Source organism: Vibrio sp. 10N.261.51.C6 (assembly GCF_041471785.1).
GTDB lineage: Bacteria > Pseudomonadota > Gammaproteobacteria > Enterobacterales > Vibrionaceae > Vibrio > Vibrio crassostreae_C.
The window spans coordinates 20,220-42,973 of the sequence record NZ_JBFRPB010000048.1 but is presented as its reverse complement, the minus strand read 5'-3'; the positions used below and the strand labels follow the sequence as shown (position 1 = coordinate 42,973).

The following is a 22,754-nucleotide window of genomic DNA, read 5'->3' as shown; positions in this document are numbered from 1 at the left end:
ATCGAAAATATGACCGACTTATGTTCTAACAGGATTATTGATGAAAAAAGTATTCGCACTTTTATTTATGAGCTTCTCAGTGTTTGCTTCTCCGAAAGAAGAGTTGAGTAGCCGCTTGGCATTAAACGCAGGCTTCAGCGCTGACTTTAAACAAGTCGTGACCAGCCCTGATGGTGATGTTGTTATGGAAGGTGAGGGCACGGTAGAGATTGCACGCCCAAGCCTGTTCCGCTGGGAGACCACGTTCCCTGATGAAAACTTGTTGGTATCTGATGGCCAAAGCTTGTGGTACTACAGCCCGTTCATTGAGCAAGTGAGCATTTATTGGCAAGAGCAAGCGACATCACAGACACCTTTTGTCCTGCTTACACGTAACCAAGAAAGTGATTGGGATAATTATAATGTGGCGCAAACGGGTAACCAATTCACGCTAACGCCAACTGCTGTCGATTCTAATCAGGGCGACTTCCAGATTAATATCACCGAAAAGGGCATTGTTCAGGGCTTTAATGTGATTGAACAAGACGGTCAAAAAGGTGAGTTTACCTTTAGCAATGTTGATTTGGGTAAACCTGCAGCAGACCGCTTTACTTTTGTGGCACCGGAAGGTGTCGAGGTCGACGACCAAAGAAACTGATCTAAACAAGCAGATCGTTTGGTAGTACGTCGATAGGCATTAATGCCATCAACGAATCAAGAGATTGCAATTGAGTAATTACAGCTTAGATTTTGCGGGGGACGAAGATTTTCGTCCCCTTGCTGCTCGTATGAGACCGGAAACTGTCGAACAGTACATCGGTCAGCAGCATATATTAGGCCCAGGTAAACCACTTCGCAGAGCGTTGGAAGCGGGCCATATCCACTCGATGATTTTGTGGGGGCCTCCGGGCACCGGTAAAACGACGTTAGCCGAAGTTGCAGCAAACTATGCGAATGCTGAAGTGGAACGCGTATCGGCGGTAACCTCGGGCGTAAAAGACATTCGTATTGCAATTGAAAAAGCGCGCGAGAACAAGCAAGCAGGGCGCAGAACCATCCTGTTTGTGGACGAAGTCCATCGCTTTAACAAAAGTCAGCAAGATGCTTTTCTGCCTCATATCGAAGATGGCACCGTGACCTTTATTGGTGCGACGACAGAAAACCCATCTTTTGAACTGAACAACGCTTTGTTGTCACGTGCGCGTGTCTACAAACTGACGTCCCTGAACACAGATGATATTTCTCTTGTCATTCGCCAAGCGATTGAAGATAAGCAACGTGGGTTAGGTGATGTGCCTGTTGATTTTGCTGATAATGTTTTAGATCGCCTTGCAGAACTGGTTAACGGCGACGCGCGTATGTCGCTTAACTACCTTGAACTGCTGTATGACATGGCAGAAGACAACGATAAAGGCGAGAAAGCGATAACCTTGCAGTTGTTGGCTGAAGTGGCTGGTGAGAAAGTCGCTCGTTTCGATAACAAGGGTGATATTTGGTACGACCTAATCTCCGCGGTTCATAAGTCAATTCGTGGCTCAAACCCTGATGCGGCGTTGTATTGGTCGGCGCGAATGATTGCTGCGGGTTGTGATCCTTTGTATATCGTTAGACGCTTGCTGGCGATTGCTTCTGAAGATATCGGTAACGCTGATCCTCGCGCCATGCAGGTAGCGATGTCGGCTTGGGATTGCTTCACGCGCATTGGCCCTGCTGAAGGGGAGCGTGCGATTGCGCAGGCGGTTGTTTATCTCGCATGTGCACCAAAGAGTAACGCCGTTTACACCGCGTGGAAGCAAGCGTTAACAGATGCTCACAATCTTCCTGAATATGAAGTGCCGCATCATTTGCGAAATGCACCGACAACTTTGATGAAGGACATGGGCTACGGGCAAGAATACCGTTATGCTCATGACGAACCAGGAGCCTACGCCGCTGGTGAAAAGTATCTGCCTCCTGAAATGGGAGAGAAGCAATACTATTTCCCAACAAAACGAGGCTTAGAGACCAAAATTGGCGAGAAGCTAGATTATCTGGCGGATTTGGACGCAAAAAGCCCACAAAAACGCTATGAAAAGTAGTCTTTTTTGGATATCGTTACCTAGTCATAAAATTTCAATTAAATCGTTATAAATTGGTCGAAATAACACCAGTTTTAGGGGTTTAGCAGTGATTCAGTAGCAAGCTACTGAATATTCAAATAACTAAAGCATAGGATTAGCAATGCTGGATTCTAAATTACTTCGAGCTGAGCTGGATGAAACAGCGGCAAAATTAGCACGTCGAGGCTTCACCCTTGATGTAGAGACAATTCGTGAACTTGAAGAAAAACGTAAGTCCCTTCAGATGAAAACTGAAGAGCTACAAGCGTTACGTAACTCTCGATCGAAGTCCATTGGTCAAGCGAAAGCAAAAGGCGACCATGAAGAAGCTGAGCGTATCCTTGCAGAAGTAGGCAACTTAGGCGCAGAACTAGACCAAGCTAAAGTAGCATTGGCTGATCTTCAATCTGAGCTAGAAACGATCACAATGTCTATTCCTAACCTACCTGATGCAGAAGTGCCAGATGGTAAAGATGAAGACGATAACGTAGAAGTTTCTCGTTGGGGTCAACCTAAGACTTACGACTTTGAAGTGAAAGATCACGTCGATCTTGGCGAAATGTCTGGCGGTCTTGATTTTGCTAGCGCAGTTAAAATCTCGGGTTCTCGTTTCATCGTGATGAAAGGCAAATTTGCACGTCTACACCGTGCTATTGCTCAGTTCATGCTGGACCTTCACACTGATGAGCACGGCTACACAGAAATGTACGTACCGTATCTAGTGAACCACGATAGCCTTTACGGTACTGGTCAACTTCCTAAGTTCGGCGAAGACTTGTTCCACACAAGCCCGCTAACTGAGCAAGTAAGTGACGTACCTCTTAAGACTTTATCGCTTATCCCTACTGCGGAAGTACCGGTAACGAACATGGTTCGTGACACGATCACTGATGAAGCTGAACTGCCACTTAAGATGACAGCTCACACGCCGTGTTTCCGTTCTGAAGCGGGTTCTTACGGTCGTGACACTCGTGGTCTTATCCGTATGCACCAATTCGATAAAGTTGAATTAGTACAAATCACTAAGCCAGAAGACTCAATGGCAGCGCTTGAAGAGCTAACTGGCCACGCTGAGAAAGTACTTCAACTTCTAGAGCTTCCTTACCGTAAAGTGATTCTATGTACAGGTGACATGGGCTTCGGTTCTGCGAAAACTTACGACTTAGAAGTATGGGTTCCAGCACAAGAGACTTACCGTGAGATTTCTTCTTGTTCAAACATGTGGGATTTCCAAGCGCGTCGTATGCAAGCTCGTTTCCGTCGTAAAGGCGAGAAAAAACCTGAACTTGTACACACACTAAACGGTTCTGGTCTTGCTGTTGGTCGTACTATGGTTGCTATCCTTGAGAACAACCAAGAAGCAGATGGCCGTATTGCTATCCCAGAAGTACTTCAACCATACATGGGCGGCGTAACGCACATCGGTTAATTAGATTGATTAAGCATTAGGTTACTTATAAAACCCAGCCAACAGGCTGGGTTTTTTATTGCCTATAGAATAGTGCAGTGGCGAGAAATAAATAATTTTTGTTACCTATGTGTAATAGTGTTTTATTGATTTTGATAATTATTACAATCCTTAAATGTGGCTATAATATGCTCTTACCGCGGTAGGTATAGATTTTCTCGTTCAAATACTGAGGAGGGCTTATGGCCGTAGGATGGGCTGGTGACGATAGTGTCAGCCAGCAAATACAAAATACCATTGATGATGAGATCTCTCGTGTAAGAGGAAACCTTCGAGGTGGTGAGGGTTTGCGTTATTGTGATGAGTGTGGTGATGAGATTCCGGAACAAAGACGACGCGCGATCAAAGGCGTTCGTTTGTGTATAGAATGTCAGTCAATATTAGAGCATGACGCACATCGACATTCATTGTTTAACCGTCGAGCAAGTAAAGATAGCCAATTACGTTAAACTGACGGTTACCTTCAAGCAGTTAAGGCCTTACTTTTATGTAAGGCCTTTTAGTTTAATTAAATGATTTATTAATGAAGATATATAGAAATAATCGTCGCTCTTGTTTAGAGCAATAAACGCCTTATTTAAAGCAATGAGTATTTTGTAATGCAGTGTCGATAGCAGCGACCAATTGCTCAATATGTTGTGGTTTGATAATAAACGGAGGCATCATATAAATTAGCTTACCAAACGGACGGATCCAAACGCCTTGCTCTACAAAGTGAGCTTGAATGGCTTCCATATCGACGGGTGTGTGAGTTTCAACGACACCAATAGCGCCTAACCAACGCACGTCTTTAACCAGTTCATGTTCTCGCAACGGTGGTAACAACTCAGAAAAGAGCTGTTCAATCTGTTGAGTCTGATTTTTCCAATGGCCTTGCTCGATGATGGATAAACTTGCCGCACCGACTGCGCAAGCCAATGGGTTGCCCATAAAGGTTGGCCCATGCATAAAGCAGCCTGCTTCACCGCCACATACCGTGTCAGCAACTTCCTTACTCGCAAGCGTCGCTGACAATGTCATATAGCCACCAGTTAAAGCTTTGCCTACGCATAATATGTCCGGTTGAACATCGGCATGCTCACAAGCGAACAGTTTCCCTGTGCGGCCAAATCCGGTCGCAATCTCATCCAAGATCAGCAATACGTTGAATTCATCACACAGCAAGCGAACTTGTTTTAGGAACTCAGGGTGGTAGATGCGCATGCCGCCAGCCCCTTGAACGATAGGCTCTAAGATCACCGCTGCGACTTCTTGATGGTGTGCTGCCAGCTTTTCTCGAAAACTATCGATGTCACTTGAGTTCCACTCATCCCAAAAGCCTGTTTTTGGCGAATCAGCGAAAATATGTTCCGGCAAAAAGCCTTTGTAGAGGCTGTGCATCGAATTGTCAGGGTCGGTCACTGACATCGCCGCAAAGGTATCACCGTGGTAGCCATCTCTTAGTGTGAGGAACTTTGAACGAGGTTGTCCTTTAGCGTGCCAATATTGCAATGCCATCTTGAGGCTAACCTCTACGGCAACTGAACCTGAATCGGCCAAAAATACATGCTCAAGATTACTTGGCGCGAGATTCAAAAGCTTCTTACATAGATCGATAGCGGGCTGGTGGGTGATGCCACCAAACATAACGTGTGAAACCTTATCGATTTGACTATGAGCTGCAGCGTTTAGCTCTGGATGATTGTAGCCGTGGATGGTTGACCACCAAGATGACATACCATCAATAATTCGTTTTCCGCCTTCTAATTCTAGGTAAACACCGTCTGCGTTGGTGACTGGGTAGCAGGTCAGAGGTGTTAACGTTGATGTGTAGGGATGCCAGATATGCTGGCGATCAAAGGCGAGATCCATAGTAACTTCCATTCTTGGTGTAATTAAAAAATAACCAGATGTAAACTTTTGATATTATCAATGTGTTGACAGTCTAAAGCTTGTCGGTAGACTAGCCAAGCATAAATGCAATCTCTATTGATAGAGATGAAACATCAAATAATAAAAAAGGATCGACACGTGGAAGTTCGTCATGACTGGACAGTTGCTGAAGTAACAGCACTGCTTGAAAAACCGTTTATGGATTTAATGTTTGAAGCTCAAGTGGTTCATAGACAGTACCAAGAGCACAACCACGTGCAGGTGAGTACGCTTTTATCGATAAAGACAGGTGCTTGTCCTGAAGATTGTAAGTATTGCCCTCAAAGTGCTCACTACCGAACGGATGTCGACAAAGAACGCTTAATGGAAGTTGAGCGTGTTTTGGATGCGGCGCAAAAAGCCAAGAATGCGGGCTCAACTCGCTTCTGTATGGGCGCGGCATGGAAAAACCCGAAAGAGCGCGATATGCCTCACCTAACTGATATGATCAAAGGTGTGAAAGGCATGGGTCTAGAAACCTGTATGACATTGGGCATGTTAACGCCGGATCAAGCAGGCGAGCTAGCCGACGCAGGTTTGGACTACTACAACCATAACCTTGATACGTCTCCAGAATTTTACGGCAGCATCATCACCACTCGTACTTACCAAGATCGTTTAGATACGCTATCTCACGTACGTGATGCCGGTATGAAGATCTGTTCTGGTGGCATTATTGGTATGGGCGAAAGTACCAATGACCGTGCAGGCCTGCTGGTAGAGCTAGCGAACCTTCCGGTACACCCTGAGAGTGTGCCAATCAACATGCTCGTGAAAGTGAAAGGCACACCGATGGAAAACGTCGATGATGTTGAATCTTTTGACTTCATTAAGTTGATTGCGATTGCTCGTATCATGATGCCAATGTCAGCGGTTCGTCTATCTGCAGGTCGCGAGAATATGAATGAACAGATGCAGGCGATGTGCTTCATGGCTGGCGCGAACTCTATCTTCTACGGTTGTAAGCTACTGACTACGCCAAACCCAGATGAAGACACGGACATGCAGCTGTTTAAGAAGTTAGGCATCAACAGCCAACAAGTGGCTCAGAAGCCTGATGAAATTCAAGAAAACGAACTGTTAGATCAAGTAGTGGAGCGCGTTGCTGCTCGTCCAACGAAAGATGACATGTTCTACGATGCCACTGTTTAAATCCCGTATCAAAGATGCCCTTGTTCAACGCCGTGAGCAGGGGCTAACTCGTCAACTTAAAGTGCTCGAAAACAGTAATGGTCCTTTGCTTAATTGCGAAGGTTCTCGCTTTATTAATTTTTCGAGTAATGATTACCTAGGCTTGGCGAACGACCCTGAATTGGTAGAGGCGTGGCAAGCGGGGCTTTCCCTTTATGGTGCTGGCAGTGCGGCATCGCCATTGGTCACGGGTTTTAGTCCTGCTCATAGAAATTTAGAAGCTCAGCTGTGTGAATGGTTGGGCTTTGAACGTGCGATTCTCTTTAGTTCTGGTTTCAGTGCGAACCAAGCCTTGTTGTTTTCTCTGCTCGAAAAAGACGACTCTCTGCTGCAAGACAAGCTTAATCACGCCTCTTTGATGGAAGCGGGGATGCTTTCTCATGCAACCATGAAACGCTTTAAACACAACGACACGCAGCATCTAGAGTCTCTATTAAGCCGATCTCTACAATCCTTGGTCGTCACTGAGGGCGTATTCAGCATGGACGGCGATCAAGCGCCTCTCAGCCAGATATCTAACCTGACTCATCAATACGACAGTTGGTTGGCGGTTGATGATGCCCATGGTATCGGCGTATTAGGTGATAAAGGAGCTGGGAGTTGCAGTGCAGCACAAATCTCCCCCGATATTTTGGTGGTGACCTTTGGCAAAGCATTTGGCGTTTCTGGTGCTGCGATTCTTTGTTCGTCAGAAGTGGGTGATTACTTAACTCAGTTTGCTCGTCATCATGTGTACTCGACGGCGATGCCACCTTCACAAGCGGTGGCTTTGTCTCATGCGTGTCAGATGATTCAGACGCAAGAGTGGCGGCGACAGAAGCTCATGGAGTTGGGTGCTCTTTATGCTGAGCAGATGAGTGGCGTGAAAGGTTTCATTGATACTCAGACTCCGATTAAGCCGTTTGTGATTGGCGAAGCCCAAGCAGCGCTTTCTATTGCAGAAGAGTTGAAGCATAAACAAGTTTGGGTAACGGCGATAAGGCCACCAACCGTGGCTACTGGGACAGCTCGTTTGCGCATTACCTTAACGGCCAACCATAGTCAGAAGCAGATTCTTCAGTTAACCCGTTCGTTACGTCAAGCAGTGGAAACAAATCTTGAATCAAGCTTTGAATCGAATAGTGAAACTCACATCGAAATAAATAATGAGGCTCAGTAAATGTCACAAGAAGCAGTCGTGCATAATTACGTAGGCCAAGATAAGAATGCGATTGCCGAAGCTTTCGGCAAAGCGGCAACAACCTATGACAAACACGCTGAATTTCAACGCGATGTTGGCCACCGATTACTGGATAAATTACCCAGCGATCTGTCAGGCTTTAAGGTGCTGGATCTAGGTTGTGGTACTGGCTATTTCTCCGAGCAACTTGTAAAACGAGGCGCCGAAGTGGTTTGCGCTGATCTTTCTGTTGGAATGCTAGCAACAGCAGAGAAGCGGTGTGGTGCATCTGTATCTTTATATCAACAAGCCGATGCCGAACAATTGCCGTTTGAAGATGGGTGCTTTGACATCGTTTTCTCTAGCCTTGCGTTGCAATGGTGTGACGATTTGTCGTCGCCTTTGAGAGAGATGAAGCGTGTTACAGCGGCTGGTGGGCGTGTTATTTTCTCAACTTTGCTTGATGGGTCGCTGTTTGAACTGAAAAAGTCGTGGTCCAAAATTGACGCACATCAACACGTTAACCATTTTATTACAATCAATAAGGTAAAAATTGCGTTAGCGCAATCTAGCTGTACCGTTCATCAACTAGACTTGCCCACCATCACCGTTTGGTACGACACTGCGTTTGAACTGATGCGCGACCTTAAAGGTATCGGCGCTAATCACGTAAGTGGTCGCTCACAAGGTTTAACAAGTCGTCGCATGTTGCAGCTTGTTGATCGGGAATATCGAGAGTTTAAGAACCATCAAGGTTTCTTACCAGCAACATATCAAGTTTGTTTAGGGGTTATTCAATTATGATTGATGCATTATTCATTGCAGGTACGGATACCGAAGTGGGAAAAACTGTGGTTTCAAAAGCGATTCTTCAAGCTTTGGCCGCACAAGATTTATCAACAATTGGTTACAAGCCAGTTGCTGCAGGGAGTGAAAAATCCCCTGAAGGACTACGTAATAGTGATGCACTGCATCTTCAAGAAGCGGCGACGCAAGATATTGCTTACGAAGACGTCAATCCATACGCGTTGTTGCTACCATCATCGCCTCACATCGCTGCTAAGCATGATGGTGTTGTAATTGATGAGGCGGTATTATCAGCGAAGCTAGAAGAGCATAAGAAAAACTCTGACATCGTGTTAGTTGAAGGTGCTGGTGGTTGGCGAGTCCCGGTTTCAGACGATGAATATCTTTCTAGCTGGGTTAAAAAAGAGCAACTGCCAGTGGTACTGACTGTGGGTATTAAACTTGGTTGTTTGAGCCACGCTCTATTAACGGCAGAAGCGATTCGTGCTGATGGCCTAAACCTAGTAGGTTGGGTCGCAAACCGTATCAATCCAGGTACTGAGCACTACGCAGATATTATTGCGATGCTTGAAGATAAGTTAGGTGCACCTAAGTTAGGTGAAATCCCTTACGTCCCAAAAGCGAAGTCTAAAAACATTGGTAAGTACATTGATGTGCAGCCTTTGCTTGCGCTTTAATTACCACGTTATGTACTAAATAAGAAAAGGGCTGCGATTGCAGCCCTTTTGCTATTTTAAGCCTTTAGACCTTGAGTTGATAAACAACCGGTCTTTTAATAAACAAGCTTAGAACTAATGTTCTTTAGTCAGTCCCATTAAAGCTTGCTGAGTTTCTGTGATTTTTGTCTGTGCCGTTTGCGGTGTTAGGATTCCAACCTGCTTTTTCGCTTCTTCTTCAGTAATCCCTAGGTGACAGCACAGTAAATCGATAGCCATTTGAGTGTTAGTACCTTCAACCATGATCCTTTCCTTTTTGTACATGGACTAGCCAATAAATCATCTGAAGTCACTGTAAACGGATTGTTATATCGACACCATACGACTTAGGTCTAATAGAGTGGATTTAATTCGGATACGGTCTCGTAATCAAATGTTGCAATTTAATGCTTAACCTTGTTTTCTTAATCTAAGACTATATGTATAAGTAAGTATAAGTCTTCAAGGTTGGAATCTATTGCTGTCTGCCTTGTCTATAACAATAAGTTTTATAAAAACAGCTTTCATGCGGAGATAAGTAATGAAGCGAGTAATGTTGTTCCTTGCAACTAACCTAGCGGTTGTATTGGTACTAAGTGTTGTTCTTAATGTTGTATACGCAGTTACAGGTATGCAACCCGGTAGCCTCTCAGGTTTATTGGTGATGGCTGCGGTATTTGGTTTTGGCGGCTCATTCATTTCATTAATGATGTCGAAGAAAATGGCGCTACGCTCGGTAGGCGGCATGGTCATTGAAAGCCCACGTAACGAAACAGAACATTGGTTGATGGAGACGGTAAGCCGTCAATCTCAACAAGTTGGTATTGGTATGCCAACAGTGGCGATCTACGACTCGCCAGACATCAACGCATTCGCGACAGGTGCTAAGCGTGACGATTCATTGGTAGCAGTATCAACAGGCCTGCTGCACAACATGACGCGTGATGAAGCTGAAGCAGTATTAGCGCATGAAGTGAGCCACATCGCGAACGGTGATATGGTGACCATGACGTTAATGCAAGGTGTAGTGAACACGTTCGTTATCTTCCTATCTCGTTTCATCGCCAACGTTGTTGCGTCGAATGACAACGAAGAAGAGGGTGGCAGCAACATGATGGTGTACTTCGGTGTGTCTATGGTGTTGGAATTGGTATTTGGTTTCTTAGCAAGCTTCATTACGATGTGGTACAGCCGTCATCGTGAATTCCATGCCGATGCAGGTGCAGCGAACCTAGTAGGTAAAGAGAAGATGATTGCAGCGCTAGAGCGCCTAAAGGTGAGCCATGAGCCACAACTAGAAGGTTCTATGATGGCATTTGGTATCAACGGTAAGAAGTCTCTAACAGAGCTTCTAATGAGCCACCCACCGCTAGATAAACGTATTGCGTCTCTACGTAACATGTAATTTCTAACACAAGCTGCTTTTGTTAAGCGGTAATATGTATTCTAAAGGCTTCCTTCGGGAGGCCTTTTTTGTACTTGCTGCTTAAGAAAAGGAACGGGTGTTTGTTTAATACGACTTACAGTACTTGAATGGGAGAGGCTAGTTGGATATGCCAGGTTTGATTGACGGCTGTTGCTTTACTTAGGGCACTGCTGTTCGAGATATTTGTTCTACGCAACAAAAAGGCTTCCACATGGGAAGCCTTTGTTTATTCGTTTGTTCGAATCTTACAGTTTGTCAGTCAGCTCGATTGCTTGACCAATGTAGTTCGCTGGTGTCATCTCTTTCAGGCGAACTTTCTCGTCTGCAGGGATTTCAAGACCGTCGATGAATGCACGCATGCCCTCGCCATCTACACGCTTACCACGAGTTAGCTCTTTTAGCTTCTCGTATGGCTTCTCGATACCGTAACGACGCATTACTGTTTGTACTGGTTCAGCCAGTACTTCCCAGTTCTTGTCCAGTTCAGCAAGTAGCGCTTCACGGTTAACTTCTAGCTTGCTAATACCTTTCAGAGTTGAAGTGTATGCAATGATTGCGTAGCCAACACCAACACCTAGGTTACGAAGAACCGTAGAGTCAGTTAGGTCACGTTGCCAGCGAGAAACTGGAAGTTTTTGTGCAAGGTGGCTAAATACTGCGTTAGCTAGACCAAGGTTGCCTTCAGAGTTTTCGAAGTCAATTGGGTTAACTTTATGCGGCATTGTAGAAGAACCGATTTCGCCAGCAATAGTCTTCTGCTTGAAGTGACCAAGAGCGATGTAGCCCCAAACGTCACGGTCGAAGTCTAGAAGGATCGTGTTGAAACGAGCAACAGCGTCGAATAGCTCAGCGATGTAATCGTGAGGTTCGATTTGAGTTGTGTACGGGTTCCAAGTTACGCCAAGAGATTCAGTGATGAACTCTTCGCTAAACTGGTGCCATTCAACTTCTGGGTATGCAGAAAGGTGTGCGTTGTAGTTACCTACAGCACCGTTGATTTTCGCTAGGATCTCAACGTTTTCGATTTGCTTGTATTGACGTTCCATACGGTACGCAACGTTAGCCATCTCTTTACCCATAGTAGAAGGAGAAGCTGGCTGACCGTGTGTACGAGACAGTAATGGAATATCACGGTACTCGTTCGCAAGTGCTTTGATAGCATCAATTACGTTACGGATTTCTGGAAGAATCACTGTGTCACGAGCTTCTTTAAGCATAAGCGCGTGAGAGGTGTTGTTGATGTCTTCAGAAGTACATGCAAAGTGAATAAATTCGTTTACAGCGTGAAGTTCAGGAACGCCAGCAACTTTCTCTTTCAAGAAGTACTCAACCGCTTTAACGTCGTGGTTAGTCGTGCGCTCGATCTCTTTGATACGTAGAGCATCTTCTTCGCTGAAGTTAGCGGCTAGTTCATCAAGAAACTGGTTAGCTTCTGCACTGAACGCTGGTACTTCTTTGATTGCATTAGTTGCTGCAAGCTTTTGTAACCAACGAATTTCAACGATAGAGCGGTACTTTAGTAGTCCAAACTCACTAAAGATGCTGCGTAATGCAATAGTCTTACTTCCGTAACGGCCGTCTACTGGTGAAACAGCAGTCAATGCTGACAGTTCCATGGTGTTCTCCTGAATTGAGTTTTCTAAATTTTGAGAGGTTTATACCAGTAACAATCTCAATTGTCACGCACATTGCGCAATCGTTTGCGTGAGAGTTGTGTTGATACAAAAAACAAGCTCGCGACGAGGCGCGAGCTAATAAACTACATTCGAGCTAGTAGGATTTGAGCCTGCTCGATCATCTTCTTACGACCGAAGATAAGGTGGCGACGTTTACCGCCAACTTGACGCCATAACACAGCGCTTCGAATCCCTGATAGAAGCAGTGCGCGAACCTTATGTTGGCTCGATGTCTGCTGAAGTACAGACGGAGTACCAGAAACCTGAATGCGAGGGCCGATAGGGCTGACGACATCAAGGTAGATACTTGCAAGGTTGCTGATCATTTGCTCGTCAAACAGATCAAAGTGTTCAGTTTGGCGCTCTGCAGTTTGAATGCGGTCACCAAGCTGAGACATAGAGTCGTTGCGAGAAGACAGCTTACGCTCAAGCGCCATCAAGCTGATGATGTAACGCGTGATATCGCTACCTGCTGGAGTACTATCGATACCTTTTACTAAGCACTCAAGGCCAAGCTTTAGGTTCGCTTCACGTCCAAATACGCCCACGGTATTCGATGGGTTGGTATTTAAAATGGCACTGAGTGAAGCTTCAAAGGCATCTTTATCACAATGGCCGTCTTTCGCTACTTGTTGAACCAAAGCCACAGCTTGGCAAATTCCGGCGAAAGCAATAGTACGGTCATAAAGTGTATTAGCCACGTAGTAACTCCTAGTTGTCTTCTATCGTTTGTCGTTTGATTGATTAGATGCGCTTTTCGATGATACCACCACCAAGACATACTTCGCCTTGGTAGAACACTGCAGATTGACCTGGGGTCACTGCGATTTGTGGCTCATCAAAAATAACCTTAATGTTCTCATCATCAATTGGGATGATTGTACAAGGAATATCTGTTTGACGGTAACGTGTTTTTACCGTGCATGTCATAACTTCAGTAATTGGTGTGCGATTTACCCAATGAAGTTGAGATGCGATCAAGCCTTCTGATTTCAGAAGAGGGTGGTCTTTACCTTGTACTGCGATAAGTACATTACGCTTAAGGTCTTTTTCACCAACAAACCATGGTTCTTCGTTACCGCCACCACCTTTAGTGCCGCCAATATGAAGGCCTTTACGCTGACCTAGCGTGTGGTACATCAAACCTTGGTGTTGACCAATCACTTGGCCTTCAGGTGTTTCGATGTTACCCGGTTGTGCTGGTAGGTATTTGCCTAGGAACTCAGTGAACTTGCGCTCACCGATAAAGCAGATGCCTGTTGAATCTTTCTTCTTAGCTGTGATCAAGTCTTGCTCTTCAGCAATACGTCGCACTTCTGGCTTCTCTAATTCACCGACAGGGAATAGGCTGCGTGCCACTTGATCTGAGCTTAGCGTGTATAGGAAATAACTTTGGTCTTTGTTGCTGTCTAGACCGCGTAGCATTTCTGGTTTTACGCCAGCATCAAGCTCTTCTTGAGTTGGGAAAGTACGACGAACGTAGTGACCCATCGCAATGTAGTCTGCGTCTAGCACTTCATCCGCAAACTCTAAGAATGCTTTAAATTTGATTTCTTTGTTACAAAGAATATCTGGGTTAGGTGTACGACCTGCTTTGTACTCTTCAAGGAAGTATTCGAATACGTTGTCCCAGTATTCTGCAGCAAAGTTGATAGTGTGAAGGTGGATACCTAGTTTGTCACATACCGCTTGAGCATCAGCAAGATCTTCAGCTGCCGTGCAGTATTCTTCGTTATCGTCTTCTTCCCAGTTTTTCATGAAAAGGCCTTCTACCTGATAGCCTTGTTGCTGAAGAAGATACGCCGATACTGACGAATCTACACCGCCGGACATACCGACAATTACTTTCTTTTCGCTGTTTCCAGAGCTGATATCTGACATGTCTAAACACCGTTACTATTACTTGGTCGCAGATTCTAACAGAAAGAGAAACGCCGTGACAGATCCGAGACCGGAATCACAGTTTCATTTGCACAAATAGTGCGCTGACTTTGTTAGAGAATCGCATGAGAGCGAGGTGAGTCGCTAGGATGTCAGAAGTATATGTGGCATAGTCGCTCGAAATCCAAGACCTGAGATAAAAAAATGTCTGAACAAAATGAATTTATGCAAGAAGAAGAGCTGATTGAGATCATCGAGAACCAGCTTGAAGATGGCGAACCAGTGAAAGTGAAAGAGACGTTGATGCGTTTAATGATGACAGGCACTCCACGTGAAGAAGCAATTGCGGCTATGGCATGTGCACTGGCAATTGAAGTATTTGACGTTATGAAAAACGGCGCGGAGTTTAATCAAAAACGGTACGCAGAGCATTTGGGCATGCTGCCTGATTTAAGCTTTATGGAAGGCGAATAAAAAAAACCTTCAGCAAACGTTTGCTATAGTTTGAAAGATTGCCGCGTTAAATATAGCGCGGTAGAATCCGCCACCTATTTCCCCTTGACTTAGACTAGCCCTATGAAATTCCCTGGACAACGTAAATCAAAGCACTACTTTCCGGTTCACGCTCGTGATCCTCTAGTGAGCCAAGCTCAAAGCAGTAAAAGAATGTCACGCACTCATATTATCGGTATTGACCAAACATTGGTGGATATTGAAGCAAAGGTGAGTTCTGAACTTATTGAGAAGTATGGTTTGAGCAAGGGACATTCACTGGTTATTGGCGACGCAGCCGCTGAATCTTTGTATCAAGAATTAAAAGAGCAGTGCCTGATTACCAATGAATACGCTGGTGGCACAATTGGTAACACATTACACAACTATTCAGTGCTAGCGGATGACCGTTCTACACTGTTAGGTGTAATGAGCCAAGATATTAAGATTGGTAGTTACGGTTATCGCTATTTATGTAATACATCAAGCAGAATGGATCTGAACCATTTACAAGGGGTAGATGGCGCAATTGGTCGCTGCTTTGCATTAATTACAGAAGACGGTGAACGTACTTTCGCAATTAGCGAAGGACAAATGAACCAATTAAAACCAGAAAGCATTCCTGAAAAAATCTTCAAAAGTGCTTCTGCTTTAGTTTTAACGGCTTATTTAGTTCGCTGTAAGCCAGGCGACCCGATGCCTGAAGCAACAATGAAAGCGATCGAATACGCGAAGAAATACGATGTGCCAGTCGTTCTTACACTAGGTACTAAGTTCGTTATTCAAGATGATCCAGAATTCTGGAAAGATTTCCTTGAGCAACACGTAACGGTTGTTGCAATGAATGAAGACGAAGCTGAAGCGTTAACGGGTGAAAGCGATCCACTGGCTGCATCAGATAAAGCGCTAGACTGGGTAGACCTTGTTCTATGTACTGCGGGACCTGTTGGCCTATTTATGGCTGGTTATACAGAAGATGCAGCTAAGCGTGAAACGTCACTGCCTTTACTTCCAGGTTCAATTGCGGAATTCAACCGTTTTGAATTTAGCCGTCCTGCGCATAAAGATTTATGTGAAAACCCAACTAAAGTGTATTCGCACATTGCGCCATACATGGGTGGACCAGAAAAGATCAAAAATACCAATGGTGCAGGTGATGCTGCGTTATCAGCTTTATTACATGATATGGCTGCTAATAAGTACCACAAAGAAAACGTGCCAAACTCAAGTAAACACCAACATTCATTCTTGACGTACTCTTCGTTCTCACAAGTTTGTAAATATTCTAACCGTGCTAGCTATGAAGTGTTGGTTCAACACTCTCCACGTTTATCTCGTGGCCTTCCTGAAAGAGAAGATAGCCTAGAAGAAGCGTACTGGGAAAGATAAGTTACTTTCTTTAATCAGTAGTACTATCAGTATCAGTTGGTTTCTAATACTGATAGTACAAATATAAAAAAGGCTCCGAAAGGAGCCTTTTTTGTTTCTGAATATATTGAAGTCGTAAATAATACTTTGGTCGACTTAAATATTAATTCTATCGCTTAGCGTGTAATTGATTACTCACTAAGTAAACTAAATGTTTAGATAGCAAACTCTTCTAGAGATTTACCAGCATCTAGCTGTTCTTGGATAGCTGAAGGCGTACGGCCTTGACCTGTCCAAGTCTTCTCGTCGCCGTTTGCGTCTACGTATTTGTATTTCGCTGGGCGAGGAGCGCGTTTAGCTTTTGTTGTTTTAGATTTTGCTTCACCAGAAAGTGCAGCAATAAGATCGGCAACATCAATTCCGTCTTTTGCAATTTGTTCAGCAATAGCAGAAAGCTTAGCTTCTTGCTCTGCTTTAGCAGCACGCTCTTCAGCTTCAGACTCTTGACGCTCTTGTACAACAATAGTCAGCTTGTCTAGCGCTTCTTCAAGTTGCTCAAGAGTTAATTCACGTGAGAACGCACGAAGGCTGCGGATATTTAATAGAGTTTTTGTTAATTCAGACATGATATTTTCCATCAAGGTAAACTAAATAATCTTCCTAATAATAAACAGAGCCTAGGAATAAAACAAATAGTATTTCTTCTATTACATATTTAAATATAAAAGTGAGATGAATAGTTGAAAATTCAGAGCAGTATTTCTATTGAATTTATAATAATTATTAAGAATATCTTAAAAAATGATATGTGACAGGTGGAGTAGTCAACTTATGTAGACTATTCTTCTATTGATTAGTTCATTAACAAAAAGCTATTTTTCTCGGAATGATATGTTGCATTGTTGCTCTTGATGAGTACAATTGCGGCTACCTGATGCGAGGTGTTGGTTAATTTGTTGTTAAACTCAGGTTTACACGGTTAATAATGTTATCGCACGTAGAGGTGCAATTATAAAAAGTAACTTCCGTTGGGGTGATGCCAATGAACGGGAATGAAAGGTGTAATTGCCGAAGTAAATTGTATATCTAAGCAATTTGCTGGGGTTGTGCTCAATAGGTACAACACTGCCATAGTCTTAATTTTAAACTATGGAGCGCTACTGTAGGGTTGGGTGAAGTGTTCACTTCCCTTTCGCTTAGTTCAACATGAGCTTGGTCAGCCGTATCAAGTTTGTCTGCAGTAGATCTCTAGCCAAATAAAAAACTGGTTTTTGAAGATCATGAATTTAATAGATTTTGCAACATCACCTTTATCTTTGCTTCCGCCCCTTGTGGCTTTGAGCCTTGCTATTGTTACCCGCCGTGTATTGGTTTCTTTGGGTGTAGGTATCATCATGGGTGCGATTCTACTTGCTGATTACTCAGTAGGTAACGCAGCTAGCTACGTGTTTACTAAAGCATCTGGTGTTTTCATCGAAGATGGTGGCATCAACACTTGGAACATGAGCATCATTGCATTCCTAATTATTCTTGGAATGACAACGGCATTATTAACACTGTCTGGCGGTACTCGCGCATTCGCGGAGTGGGCACAGTCTCGCGTTAAGAGCAAACGTGGTTCAAAACTACTTGCTGCTTTCTTAGGTGTATTCATCTTTGTTGATGACTACTTTAACAGCCTAGCGGTTGGTGCTATCTCTCGTCCTGTAACAGACCGCTTCTATGTATCTCGCGCTAAGCTTGCTTATATCCTAGATTCAACTGCTGCTCCTATGTGTGTGATCATGCCTGCTTCTAGCTGGGGTGCTTACATCATCACGATCATTGGTGGCATCTTAGTGACACACGGTGTGACAGAGTATTCTGCACTGGGTGCTTACGTTCGTCTTATCCCAATGAACTTCTACGCTGTATTCGCACTACTAATGGTGTTCGCAGTAGCATGGTTCGGTCTAGACGTTGGTAAGATGCGTGAGCATGAGATCGAAGCATCTCAAGGCCGTGGCTTTGAAGGTGACAACGATCAAAAGCAAGCTCACGATCTAAACGAAGAGTTAGATATCGAAGAGAGCGAAAACGGTTCAGTTTCTGATCTTGTTATGCCAATCGTATCGCTAATTGTAGCGACAGTGGCTGCAATGCTTTACACAGGCGGCCAAGCGCTGGCTGCTGATGGCCAAGCATTCAACCTTCTAGGCGCATTTGAAAACACGGATGTAGGTAAGTCTCTTGTTTACGGTGGTGTTATTGGCTTACTAGTAGCACTAGCGACAGTATTCAAGCAAAAGCTATCTATGACTGATATCGCAAGAACAATGTGGATCGGTGCTAGCTCTATGTTTGGCGCGATTCTGATTCTTGTGTTTGCATGGACTATCGGTTCTGTTATCGGCGACATGAAAACGGGTTCTTACCTATCGTCTCTAGTAACAGGCAGCATTGATTACCACTGGTTACCGGTTATGTTGTTCCTTCTAGCGGGCGTTATGGCGTTCTCTACAGGTACATCTTGGGGTACGTTCGGTATCATGCTACCAATCGCGGGTGATATGGCTGCAGCATCGGATATCGCACTGATTCTTCCAATGCTAAGTGCGGTTCTAGCGGGTGCAGTATTTGGTGACCACTGTTCTCCAATCTCAGATACGACGATTCTGTCTTCTACTGGTGCTCGTTGTAACCACATCGACCACGTCTCGACTCAGCTTCCATACGCGTTGTCTGTAGCGTTCGTATCGTGCATTGGTTTCATCACTCTAGGTATGACATCTTCAATTGGCATCGCATTTGGCGCAGCGTCTCTAACGTTTGTTGCTGTATGTTTTGCATTGGCTTACTTCTCTCGCTGCAAAATGGCGACGTGCAAAAGCTAAAATTGAAAGTTAATCAGTAAACTATCAGGGAGGCGTTTGCCTCCCTTTTTTGTGCCTGTTAATTTAATTTTAAGTTTCGTGAAAAAAGTTCGAATAAATGGTTGAAAAAGGATGTCAGCTTAGTTAGTGTGGAGACAAGACAGCAAACAACCTAAGAGCTGATAAGTATGCGTAAATTAATAATGAACATTCATCACCATCATCACCCTATCTAGTCTTTCGGGGAGATTTACGTATACCCGGGAGCAAGATTACTCCCGGAGGTTAAGTCAAAAGAATTTAGATTTAAACCCTCGGGATGACAAAGTCCCCGAGGGTTTTTTAGTTTTAGCGCTTTTAAATAATCAATAAATTCAAATATTTGCACAGGGATACAGCAATGCAGACACAACGCCTAAGAATCGCAATTCAAAAGAAAGGTCGCTTAAGTAAAGAGTGCCAAGACCTACTTAAAAAATGTGGTGTTAAATTTAATATCATGGGTGAGCGCCTAGTGGTTCACTCACTAAATATGCCAATCGACTTGTTACTCGTTCGTGATGACGACATCCCAGGTCTTATCATGGATGGTGTAGTTGACCTTGGTTTCATCGGTGAAAATGAACTAGAAGAAGTTCGTCTAGATCGTGTTGCTCTTAAAGAGCCTTCAGAGTTCCGCACACTACGTCGTTTAGACTTCGGTGGTTGCCGCCTTTCAATCGCTATTAATAAAGACGAAGAATACAACGGCCCACAAGACTTAGCGGGCAAACGTATTGCGACAACCTACCCACAACTACTTAAAGCCTACATGGACGAGCAGGGTGTTGAGTTCAGCACTTGTATGCTAACAGGTTCGGTTGAAGTCGCGCCTCGCGCTGGCCTTGCAGACGCTATCGCTGATTTAGTTTCTACAGGTGCAACGCTTGAAGCGAACGGCCTAAAAGAAGCAGAAGCTATCTTCCAATCGAAAGCAACACTGATTCAACGTGTTGGCGACTTCGACGCAGACAAGACCGCACTGATTGAAAAACTACTGACTCGTATGCAGGGTGTTCAACAAGCGAAAGAGTCGAAGTACATCATGCTTCACGCGCCAACCTCTCAACTAGAGCAAATCAAAGCACTACTGCCTGGTGCTGAAGATCCAACGGTTCTTCCTCTATCTACAGACAAAGACAAAGTTGCCGTGCACCTAGTAAGTACAGAGAACTTGTTCTGGGAAACAATGGAACAGCTGAAAGAGTTGGGTGCAAGCTCGATTCTAGTATTACCAATCGAAAAAATGATGGGGTAGTGACGATGAGAACCGTTGTTTGGCAATCTTTAAGTGAATCACAGCAAGACTCGGTATTAGAGCGTCCAGCTATTACTGAAGGTGCAAACATCACAGCGACTGTTTCTGATGTTATTGCAAAAGTACGAAATGAAGGCGATGCCGCGCTTAAAAAGCTGACTGCAAAGTTTGATGGTGTAACTCCAGAATCTATCCGAGTCAGTTCGGGTGAGATTGAAGAGGCGTGTGCTCGTCTAACACCAGAGATGAAGCAAGCGTTAGAGCAAGCTTATAGCAACATTGCTAAGTTTCACGAAGCTCAAAAGCCGCAGCCAATTAAGGTTGAGACACAGCCTGGTGTTGTGTGTGAGCAAGTGACGCGCGCGATTAATACTGTTGGCCTTTATATTCCCGGTGGCAGTGCGCCACTACCGTCAACGGTTCTTATGTTAGGTGTTCCTGCTCAAATCGCAGGTTGCCGTAAGGTTGTGCTTTGTTCACCTCCGCCAATCGCTGATGAAATCTTGTATGTCGCTAAGCTTTGTAAGATCGACGAAGTTTACAACGTTGGTGGTGGTCAAGCGGTTGCAGCAATGGCTTACGGTACCGAGAGTGTGGCTAAAGTCGATAAGATCTTCGGCCCAGGTAATGCCTACGTTACGGAAGCAAAGCGCCAAGTGAGTAATGACTTCCGCGGAGCAGCTGTTGATATGCCAGCTGGCCCATCTGAAGTGTTAGTGATTGCTGATGAAACGGCTGATGCAGACTTCATTGCAGCGGATTTGTTGAGCCAAGCGGAACACGGGCCTGACTCTCAAGTAGTATTGGTAACTCCATCTCCAGTGGTTGCAGACCAAGTAACAGAAGCGGTTCAAAAGCAACTGAAAGAACTGTCTCGTGCGAACATCGCTCAGCAAGCATTGGCTTCAAGCTTAATCATCATTGCTGAATCGATCACTCAAGCGATTGCGATTTCGAATTTCTACGGTCCTGAGCACTTGATCGTTCAAACCAAGAACCCACGTGAATTGCTGCCATTGCTAGATAATGCAGGCTCAATTTTCCTTGGTGACTGGTCTCCAGAATCTGCAGGTGACTACGCATCCGGCACAAACCACGTTCTTCCGACTTACGGTTATACCAAGACGTATTCAAGCCTAGGTTTGGCTGATTTCTCTAAGCGAATGACGGTGCAGGAGCTAACAGCCGATGGGTTGAAAGGCCTAGCGCCAACAGTAGTAACAATGGCGGAAGCCGAAGGTTTGGATGCACACAAACGCGCTGTGACTATCCGAGTTGAAAAGTTAAATAAAGCGAAATAAGGGTAGGGCATGGAAAAGTTAGCAAGAAAACAAGTTCAGGCTCTAACACCTTACTTGTCTGCAAGACGCATAGGCGGTACTGGTGATGTATGGCTAAACGCCAACGAATCTCCGTTTGATAACGAGTACAACCTGAACTTGTCTCGTCTTAACCGTTACAGCGAATGTCAGCCAAAAGAGCTGATTGATGCTTACGCTCAATACGCAGGCGTGAAATCAGAGCAAACTCTGACAACGCGTGGTGCTGACGAAGGTATTGAATTACTGATTCGTGCTTTCTGTGAGCCGAACGAAGACGCTATTCTTTACTGCCCACCCACTTACGGTATGTACGCAATCAGTGCAGAGACGATTGGTGTTGAGCGTAAGGTTGTGCCTCTGACTTCTGAATGGCAATTGGATCTTCCAGCTATCGAAGCTAAGCTCGACAACGTAAAAGTGGTGTTTGTTTGTAGCCCAAATAACCCAACCGGTAATTTGGTTGATCGCAAAGACATCATCAAGTTGCTTGAAATGACACAAGACAAAGCGATTGTGGTGATGGATGAAGCGTATATCGATTTTTGTCCAGAAGCGTCAACCGTTGATTTGCTTGAGCAATATCCAAACCTAGCGATTCTGCGCACCTTGTCGAAGGCCTTTGCTTTGGCGGGCTTACGTTGTGGCTTTACGCTAGCGAATAAAGAGCTTATCGATGTACTGTTGAAAGTGATCGCTCCTTATCCTGTGCCAATCCCTGTTGCTGACATTGCCGTTCAAGCTCTCTCAGAGCAAGGACTCGCGCGAGCTAAGTTCCAAGTTCTGGATTTAAGTGCTAACCGAGCGTATTTGCAGGCGGGTCTATTAGGTATGCCTCAAGTGACGGTTTTTGATGGCTGGGGTAACTACTTACTGGTGAAATTCCCGAACGGCGATGAGTTATTTAAAGCGGCTTGGGATACGGGCATTATTTTGCGTAATTCACCTATTGAAGACTGTGTTCGTATTAGTATTGGTAACCGCGAAGAGTGCGAAAAGACACTTGGATTCATTCGTAACTTTTATCAGTAATGAAAGGCTTACCAGTAATAACATTTGCCAGTTTGAGTTGATTAATTGGGCTGGCAAGTGAAACCAATATTTTGGGTTAGCGTTTGATTTTAGCTAGGCCAC

21 protein-coding genes, 1 riboswitch and 1 other annotated feature are annotated in these 22,754 nt (G+C 44.6%); of the genes, 15 read left to right on the top strand and 6 right to left on the bottom strand.

Annotated features, from left to right (window positions below; genetic code table 11):
* Positions 1 to 40 precede the first annotated feature (40 nt).
* The 4 genes from lolA to AB4375_RS12870 all read left to right on the top strand — a co-directional run bounded on the left by lolA (position 41) and on the right by AB4375_RS12870 (position 3,995).
* Positions 41 to 637 (top strand): outer membrane lipoprotein chaperone LolA, encoded by a 597-nt coding sequence (gene lolA, locus AB4375_RS12885; protein WP_017060248.1) that lies wholly within the window; start codon positions 41 to 43, stop codon positions 635 to 637.
* 64 nt (positions 638 to 701) lie between these two features.
* Positions 702 to 2,057 (top strand): replication-associated recombination protein A, encoded by a 1,356-nt coding sequence (locus AB4375_RS12880; protein ID WP_017060249.1) that lies wholly within the window; start codon positions 702 to 704, stop codon positions 2,055 to 2,057.
* A gap of 142 nt (positions 2,058 to 2,199) precedes the next feature.
* Positions 2,200 to 3,507 (top strand): serine--tRNA ligase, encoded by a 1,308-nt coding sequence (serS, locus tag AB4375_RS12875; RefSeq protein ID WP_017060250.1) that lies wholly within the window; start codon positions 2,200 to 2,202, stop codon positions 3,505 to 3,507.
* Between the two features lie 221 nt (positions 3,508 to 3,728).
* On the top strand, positions 3,729 to 3,995 hold the full coding sequence (locus AB4375_RS12870; RefSeq protein ID WP_017060251.1) for a DksA/TraR family C4-type zinc finger protein: 267 nt from the start codon (positions 3,729 to 3,731) through the stop codon (positions 3,993 to 3,995).
* Positions 3,996 to 4,119: 124 nt separating this feature from the next.
* On the opposite strand, the gene bioA is transcribed toward AB4375_RS12870, so the two are convergent.
* Complete coding sequence (bioA, locus tag AB4375_RS12865) at positions 4,120 to 5,397, bottom strand: adenosylmethionine--8-amino-7-oxononanoate transaminase (RefSeq protein ID WP_372051732.1); 1,278 nt, start codon at positions 5,395 to 5,397, stop codon at positions 4,120 to 4,122.
* 159 nt (positions 5,398 to 5,556) lie between these two features.
* On the opposite strand from bioA, the gene bioB reads away from it, so the two are divergent.
* Genes bioB through bioD form a run of 4 tightly spaced genes read left to right on the top strand, consistent with a single transcriptional unit; the run spans position 5,557 to position 9,291 of the window.
* The gene (gene bioB / locus AB4375_RS12860) at positions 5,557 to 6,609 is read left to right on the top strand and encodes a biotin synthase BioB (protein WP_016792500.1); all 1,053 of its coding nucleotides are present in this window, start codon (positions 5,557 to 5,559) and stop codon (positions 6,607 to 6,609) included.
* On the top strand, positions 6,596 to 7,807 hold the full coding sequence (gene bioF / locus AB4375_RS12855) for an 8-amino-7-oxononanoate synthase (RefSeq protein WP_372051740.1): 1,212 nt from the start codon (positions 6,596 to 6,598) through the stop codon (positions 7,805 to 7,807). Before bioB ends, bioF begins: the two co-directional genes overlap by 14 nt.
* Positions 7,808 to 8,611, top strand: coding sequence for a malonyl-ACP O-methyltransferase BioC (gene bioC, locus AB4375_RS12850; protein ID WP_372051731.1), 804 nt, complete (start codon positions 7,808 to 7,810; stop codon positions 8,609 to 8,611). It abuts the gene before it with no gap.
* Positions 8,608 to 9,291 carry a dethiobiotin synthase gene (gene bioD / locus AB4375_RS12845; protein ID WP_017060255.1) on the top strand — a complete coding sequence of 228 codons (684 nt, stop codon included), beginning with the start codon at positions 8,608 to 8,610 and terminating at the stop codon, positions 9,289 to 9,291. The genes bioC and bioD overlap by 4 nt, the downstream gene beginning before the upstream one ends.
* 114 nt (positions 9,292 to 9,405) lie before the next feature.
* Here the strand turns inward: bioD and AB4375_RS12840 are convergent, their stop codons facing one another.
* Positions 9,406 to 9,573 (bottom strand): hypothetical protein, encoded by a 168-nt coding sequence (locus tag AB4375_RS12840; RefSeq protein WP_017060256.1) that lies wholly within the window; start codon positions 9,571 to 9,573, stop codon positions 9,406 to 9,408.
* A 277-nt stretch (positions 9,574 to 9,850) separates the two neighbouring features.
* On the opposite strand from AB4375_RS12840, the gene htpX reads away from it, so the two are divergent.
* Complete coding sequence (htpX, locus tag AB4375_RS12835) at positions 9,851 to 10,714, top strand: protease HtpX (protein ID WP_372051730.1); 864 nt, start codon at positions 9,851 to 9,853, stop codon at positions 10,712 to 10,714.
* A gap of 266 nt (positions 10,715 to 10,980) precedes the next feature.
* On the opposite strand, the gene purB is transcribed toward htpX, so the two are convergent.
* From purB to mnmA, 3 genes are all read right to left on the bottom strand, one after another.
* On the bottom strand, positions 10,981 to 12,351 hold the full coding sequence (purB, locus tag AB4375_RS12830) for an adenylosuccinate lyase (protein ID WP_372051729.1): 1,371 nt from the start codon (positions 12,349 to 12,351) through the stop codon (positions 10,981 to 10,983).
* 143 nt (positions 12,352 to 12,494) lie between these two features.
* Positions 12,495 to 13,112 (bottom strand): high frequency lysogenization protein HflD, encoded by a 618-nt coding sequence (gene hflD / locus AB4375_RS12825; RefSeq protein WP_017060259.1) that lies wholly within the window; start codon positions 13,110 to 13,112, stop codon positions 12,495 to 12,497.
* 43 nt (positions 13,113 to 13,155) lie between these two features.
* A complete protein-coding gene (mnmA, locus tag AB4375_RS12820; RefSeq protein ID WP_017060260.1) occupies positions 13,156 to 14,292 on the bottom strand; it encodes a tRNA 2-thiouridine(34) synthase MnmA in 1,137 nt (378 codons plus the stop codon).
* A 204-nt stretch (positions 14,293 to 14,496) separates the two neighbouring features.
* Here mnmA and AB4375_RS12815 point away from each other — a divergent pair, with 204 nt between their 5' ends.
* Entirely contained in the window at positions 14,497 to 14,766 is a 270-nt protein-coding gene (locus AB4375_RS12815) for a hypothetical protein (protein ID WP_010439986.1), read from the top strand.
* A gap of 102 nt (positions 14,767 to 14,868) precedes the next feature.
* Positions 14,869 to 16,173, top strand: a complete 1,305-nt coding sequence (locus tag AB4375_RS12810) for an inosine/guanosine kinase (protein WP_017060261.1) — start codon at positions 14,869 to 14,871, stop codon at positions 16,171 to 16,173.
* 194 nt (positions 16,174 to 16,367) lie between these two features.
* Here AB4375_RS12810 and AB4375_RS12805 read toward each other — a convergent pair whose 3' ends face one another.
* On the bottom strand, positions 16,368 to 16,778 hold the full coding sequence (locus tag AB4375_RS12805; RefSeq protein WP_017060262.1) for an H-NS family nucleoid-associated regulatory protein: 411 nt from the start codon (positions 16,776 to 16,778) through the stop codon (positions 16,368 to 16,370).
* A 364-nt stretch (positions 16,779 to 17,142) separates the two neighbouring features.
* Positions 17,143 to 17,320: riboswitch (Lysine riboswitch) on the top strand.
* A gap of 112 nt (positions 17,321 to 17,432) precedes the next feature.
* Here AB4375_RS12805 and AB4375_RS12800 point away from each other — a divergent pair.
* The 4 genes from AB4375_RS12800 to hisC all read left to right on the top strand — a co-directional run bounded on the left by AB4375_RS12800 (position 17,433) and on the right by hisC (position 22,652).
* Entirely contained in the window at positions 17,433 to 19,025 is a 1,593-nt protein-coding gene (locus AB4375_RS12800) for a Na+/H+ antiporter NhaC family protein (protein ID WP_017060263.1), read from the top strand.
* A gap of 190 nt (positions 19,026 to 19,215) precedes the next feature.
* Positions 19,216 to 19,351: a sequence feature (His leader region), on the top strand.
* Positions 19,352 to 19,404: 53 nt separating this feature from the next.
* Positions 19,405 to 20,301, top strand: coding sequence for an ATP phosphoribosyltransferase (gene hisG, locus AB4375_RS12795; RefSeq protein ID WP_017060264.1), 897 nt, complete (start codon positions 19,405 to 19,407; stop codon positions 20,299 to 20,301).
* The gene (hisD, locus tag AB4375_RS12790; protein WP_372051728.1) at positions 20,301 to 21,602 is read left to right on the top strand and encodes a histidinol dehydrogenase; all 1,302 of its coding nucleotides are present in this window, start codon (positions 20,301 to 20,303) and stop codon (positions 21,600 to 21,602) included. Before hisG ends, hisD begins: the two co-directional genes overlap by 1 nt.
* A 9-nt stretch (positions 21,603 to 21,611) precedes the next feature.
* Entirely contained in the window at positions 21,612 to 22,652 is a 1,041-nt protein-coding gene (gene hisC / locus AB4375_RS12785; protein WP_372051727.1) for a histidinol-phosphate transaminase, read from the top strand.
* Positions 22,653 to 22,754: the final 102 nt, after the last annotated feature.

Bases quoted from the DNA above. Each gene is read 5' to 3' on its own strand.
- AB4375_RS12870 (WP_017060251.1), top strand. From the start codon at position 3,729: ATGGCCGTAGGATGGGCTGGTGACGATAGTGTCAGCCAGCAAATACAA.
- AB4375_RS12800 (WP_017060263.1), top strand. From the start codon at position 17,433: ATGAATTTAATAGATTTTGCAACATCACCTTTATCTTTGCTTCCGCCC.
- hisC (WP_372051727.1), top strand. From the start codon at position 21,612: ATGGAAAAGTTAGCAAGAAAACAAGTTCAGGCTCTAACACCTTACTTG.
- AB4375_RS12840 (WP_017060256.1), bottom strand. From the start codon at position 9,573: ATGGTTGAAGGTACTAACACTCAAATGGCTATCGATTTACTGTGCTGT.
- bioA (WP_372051732.1), bottom strand. From the start codon at position 5,397: ATGGATCTCGCCTTTGATCGCCAGCATATCTGGCATCCCTACACATCA.
- bioD (WP_017060255.1), top strand. From the start codon at position 8,608: ATGATTGATGCATTATTCATTGCAGGTACGGATACCGAAGTGGGAAAA.
- purB (WP_372051729.1), bottom strand. From the start codon at position 12,351: ATGGAACTGTCAGCATTGACTGCTGTTTCACCAGTAGACGGCCGTTAC.
- AB4375_RS12815 (WP_010439986.1), top strand. From the start codon at position 14,497: ATGTCTGAACAAAATGAATTTATGCAAGAAGAAGAGCTGATTGAGATC.
- serS (WP_017060250.1), top strand. From the start codon at position 2,200: ATGCTGGATTCTAAATTACTTCGAGCTGAGCTGGATGAAACAGCGGCA.
- AB4375_RS12805 (WP_017060262.1), bottom strand. From the start codon at position 16,778: ATGTCTGAATTAACAAAAACTCTATTAAATATCCGCAGCCTTCGTGCG.
- AB4375_RS12810 (WP_017060261.1), top strand. From the start codon at position 14,869: ATGAAATTCCCTGGACAACGTAAATCAAAGCACTACTTTCCGGTTCAC.
- mnmA (WP_017060260.1), bottom strand. From the start codon at position 14,292: ATGTCAGATATCAGCTCTGGAAACAGCGAAAAGAAAGTAATTGTCGGT.
- lolA (WP_017060248.1), top strand. From the start codon at position 41: ATGAAAAAAGTATTCGCACTTTTATTTATGAGCTTCTCAGTGTTTGCT.
- bioC (WP_372051731.1), top strand. From the start codon at position 7,808: ATGTCACAAGAAGCAGTCGTGCATAATTACGTAGGCCAAGATAAGAAT.
- bioF (WP_372051740.1), top strand. From the start codon at position 6,596: ATGCCACTGTTTAAATCCCGTATCAAAGATGCCCTTGTTCAACGCCGT.
- hisG (WP_017060264.1), top strand. From the start codon at position 19,405: ATGCAGACACAACGCCTAAGAATCGCAATTCAAAAGAAAGGTCGCTTA.
- htpX (WP_372051730.1), top strand. From the start codon at position 9,851: ATGAAGCGAGTAATGTTGTTCCTTGCAACTAACCTAGCGGTTGTATTG.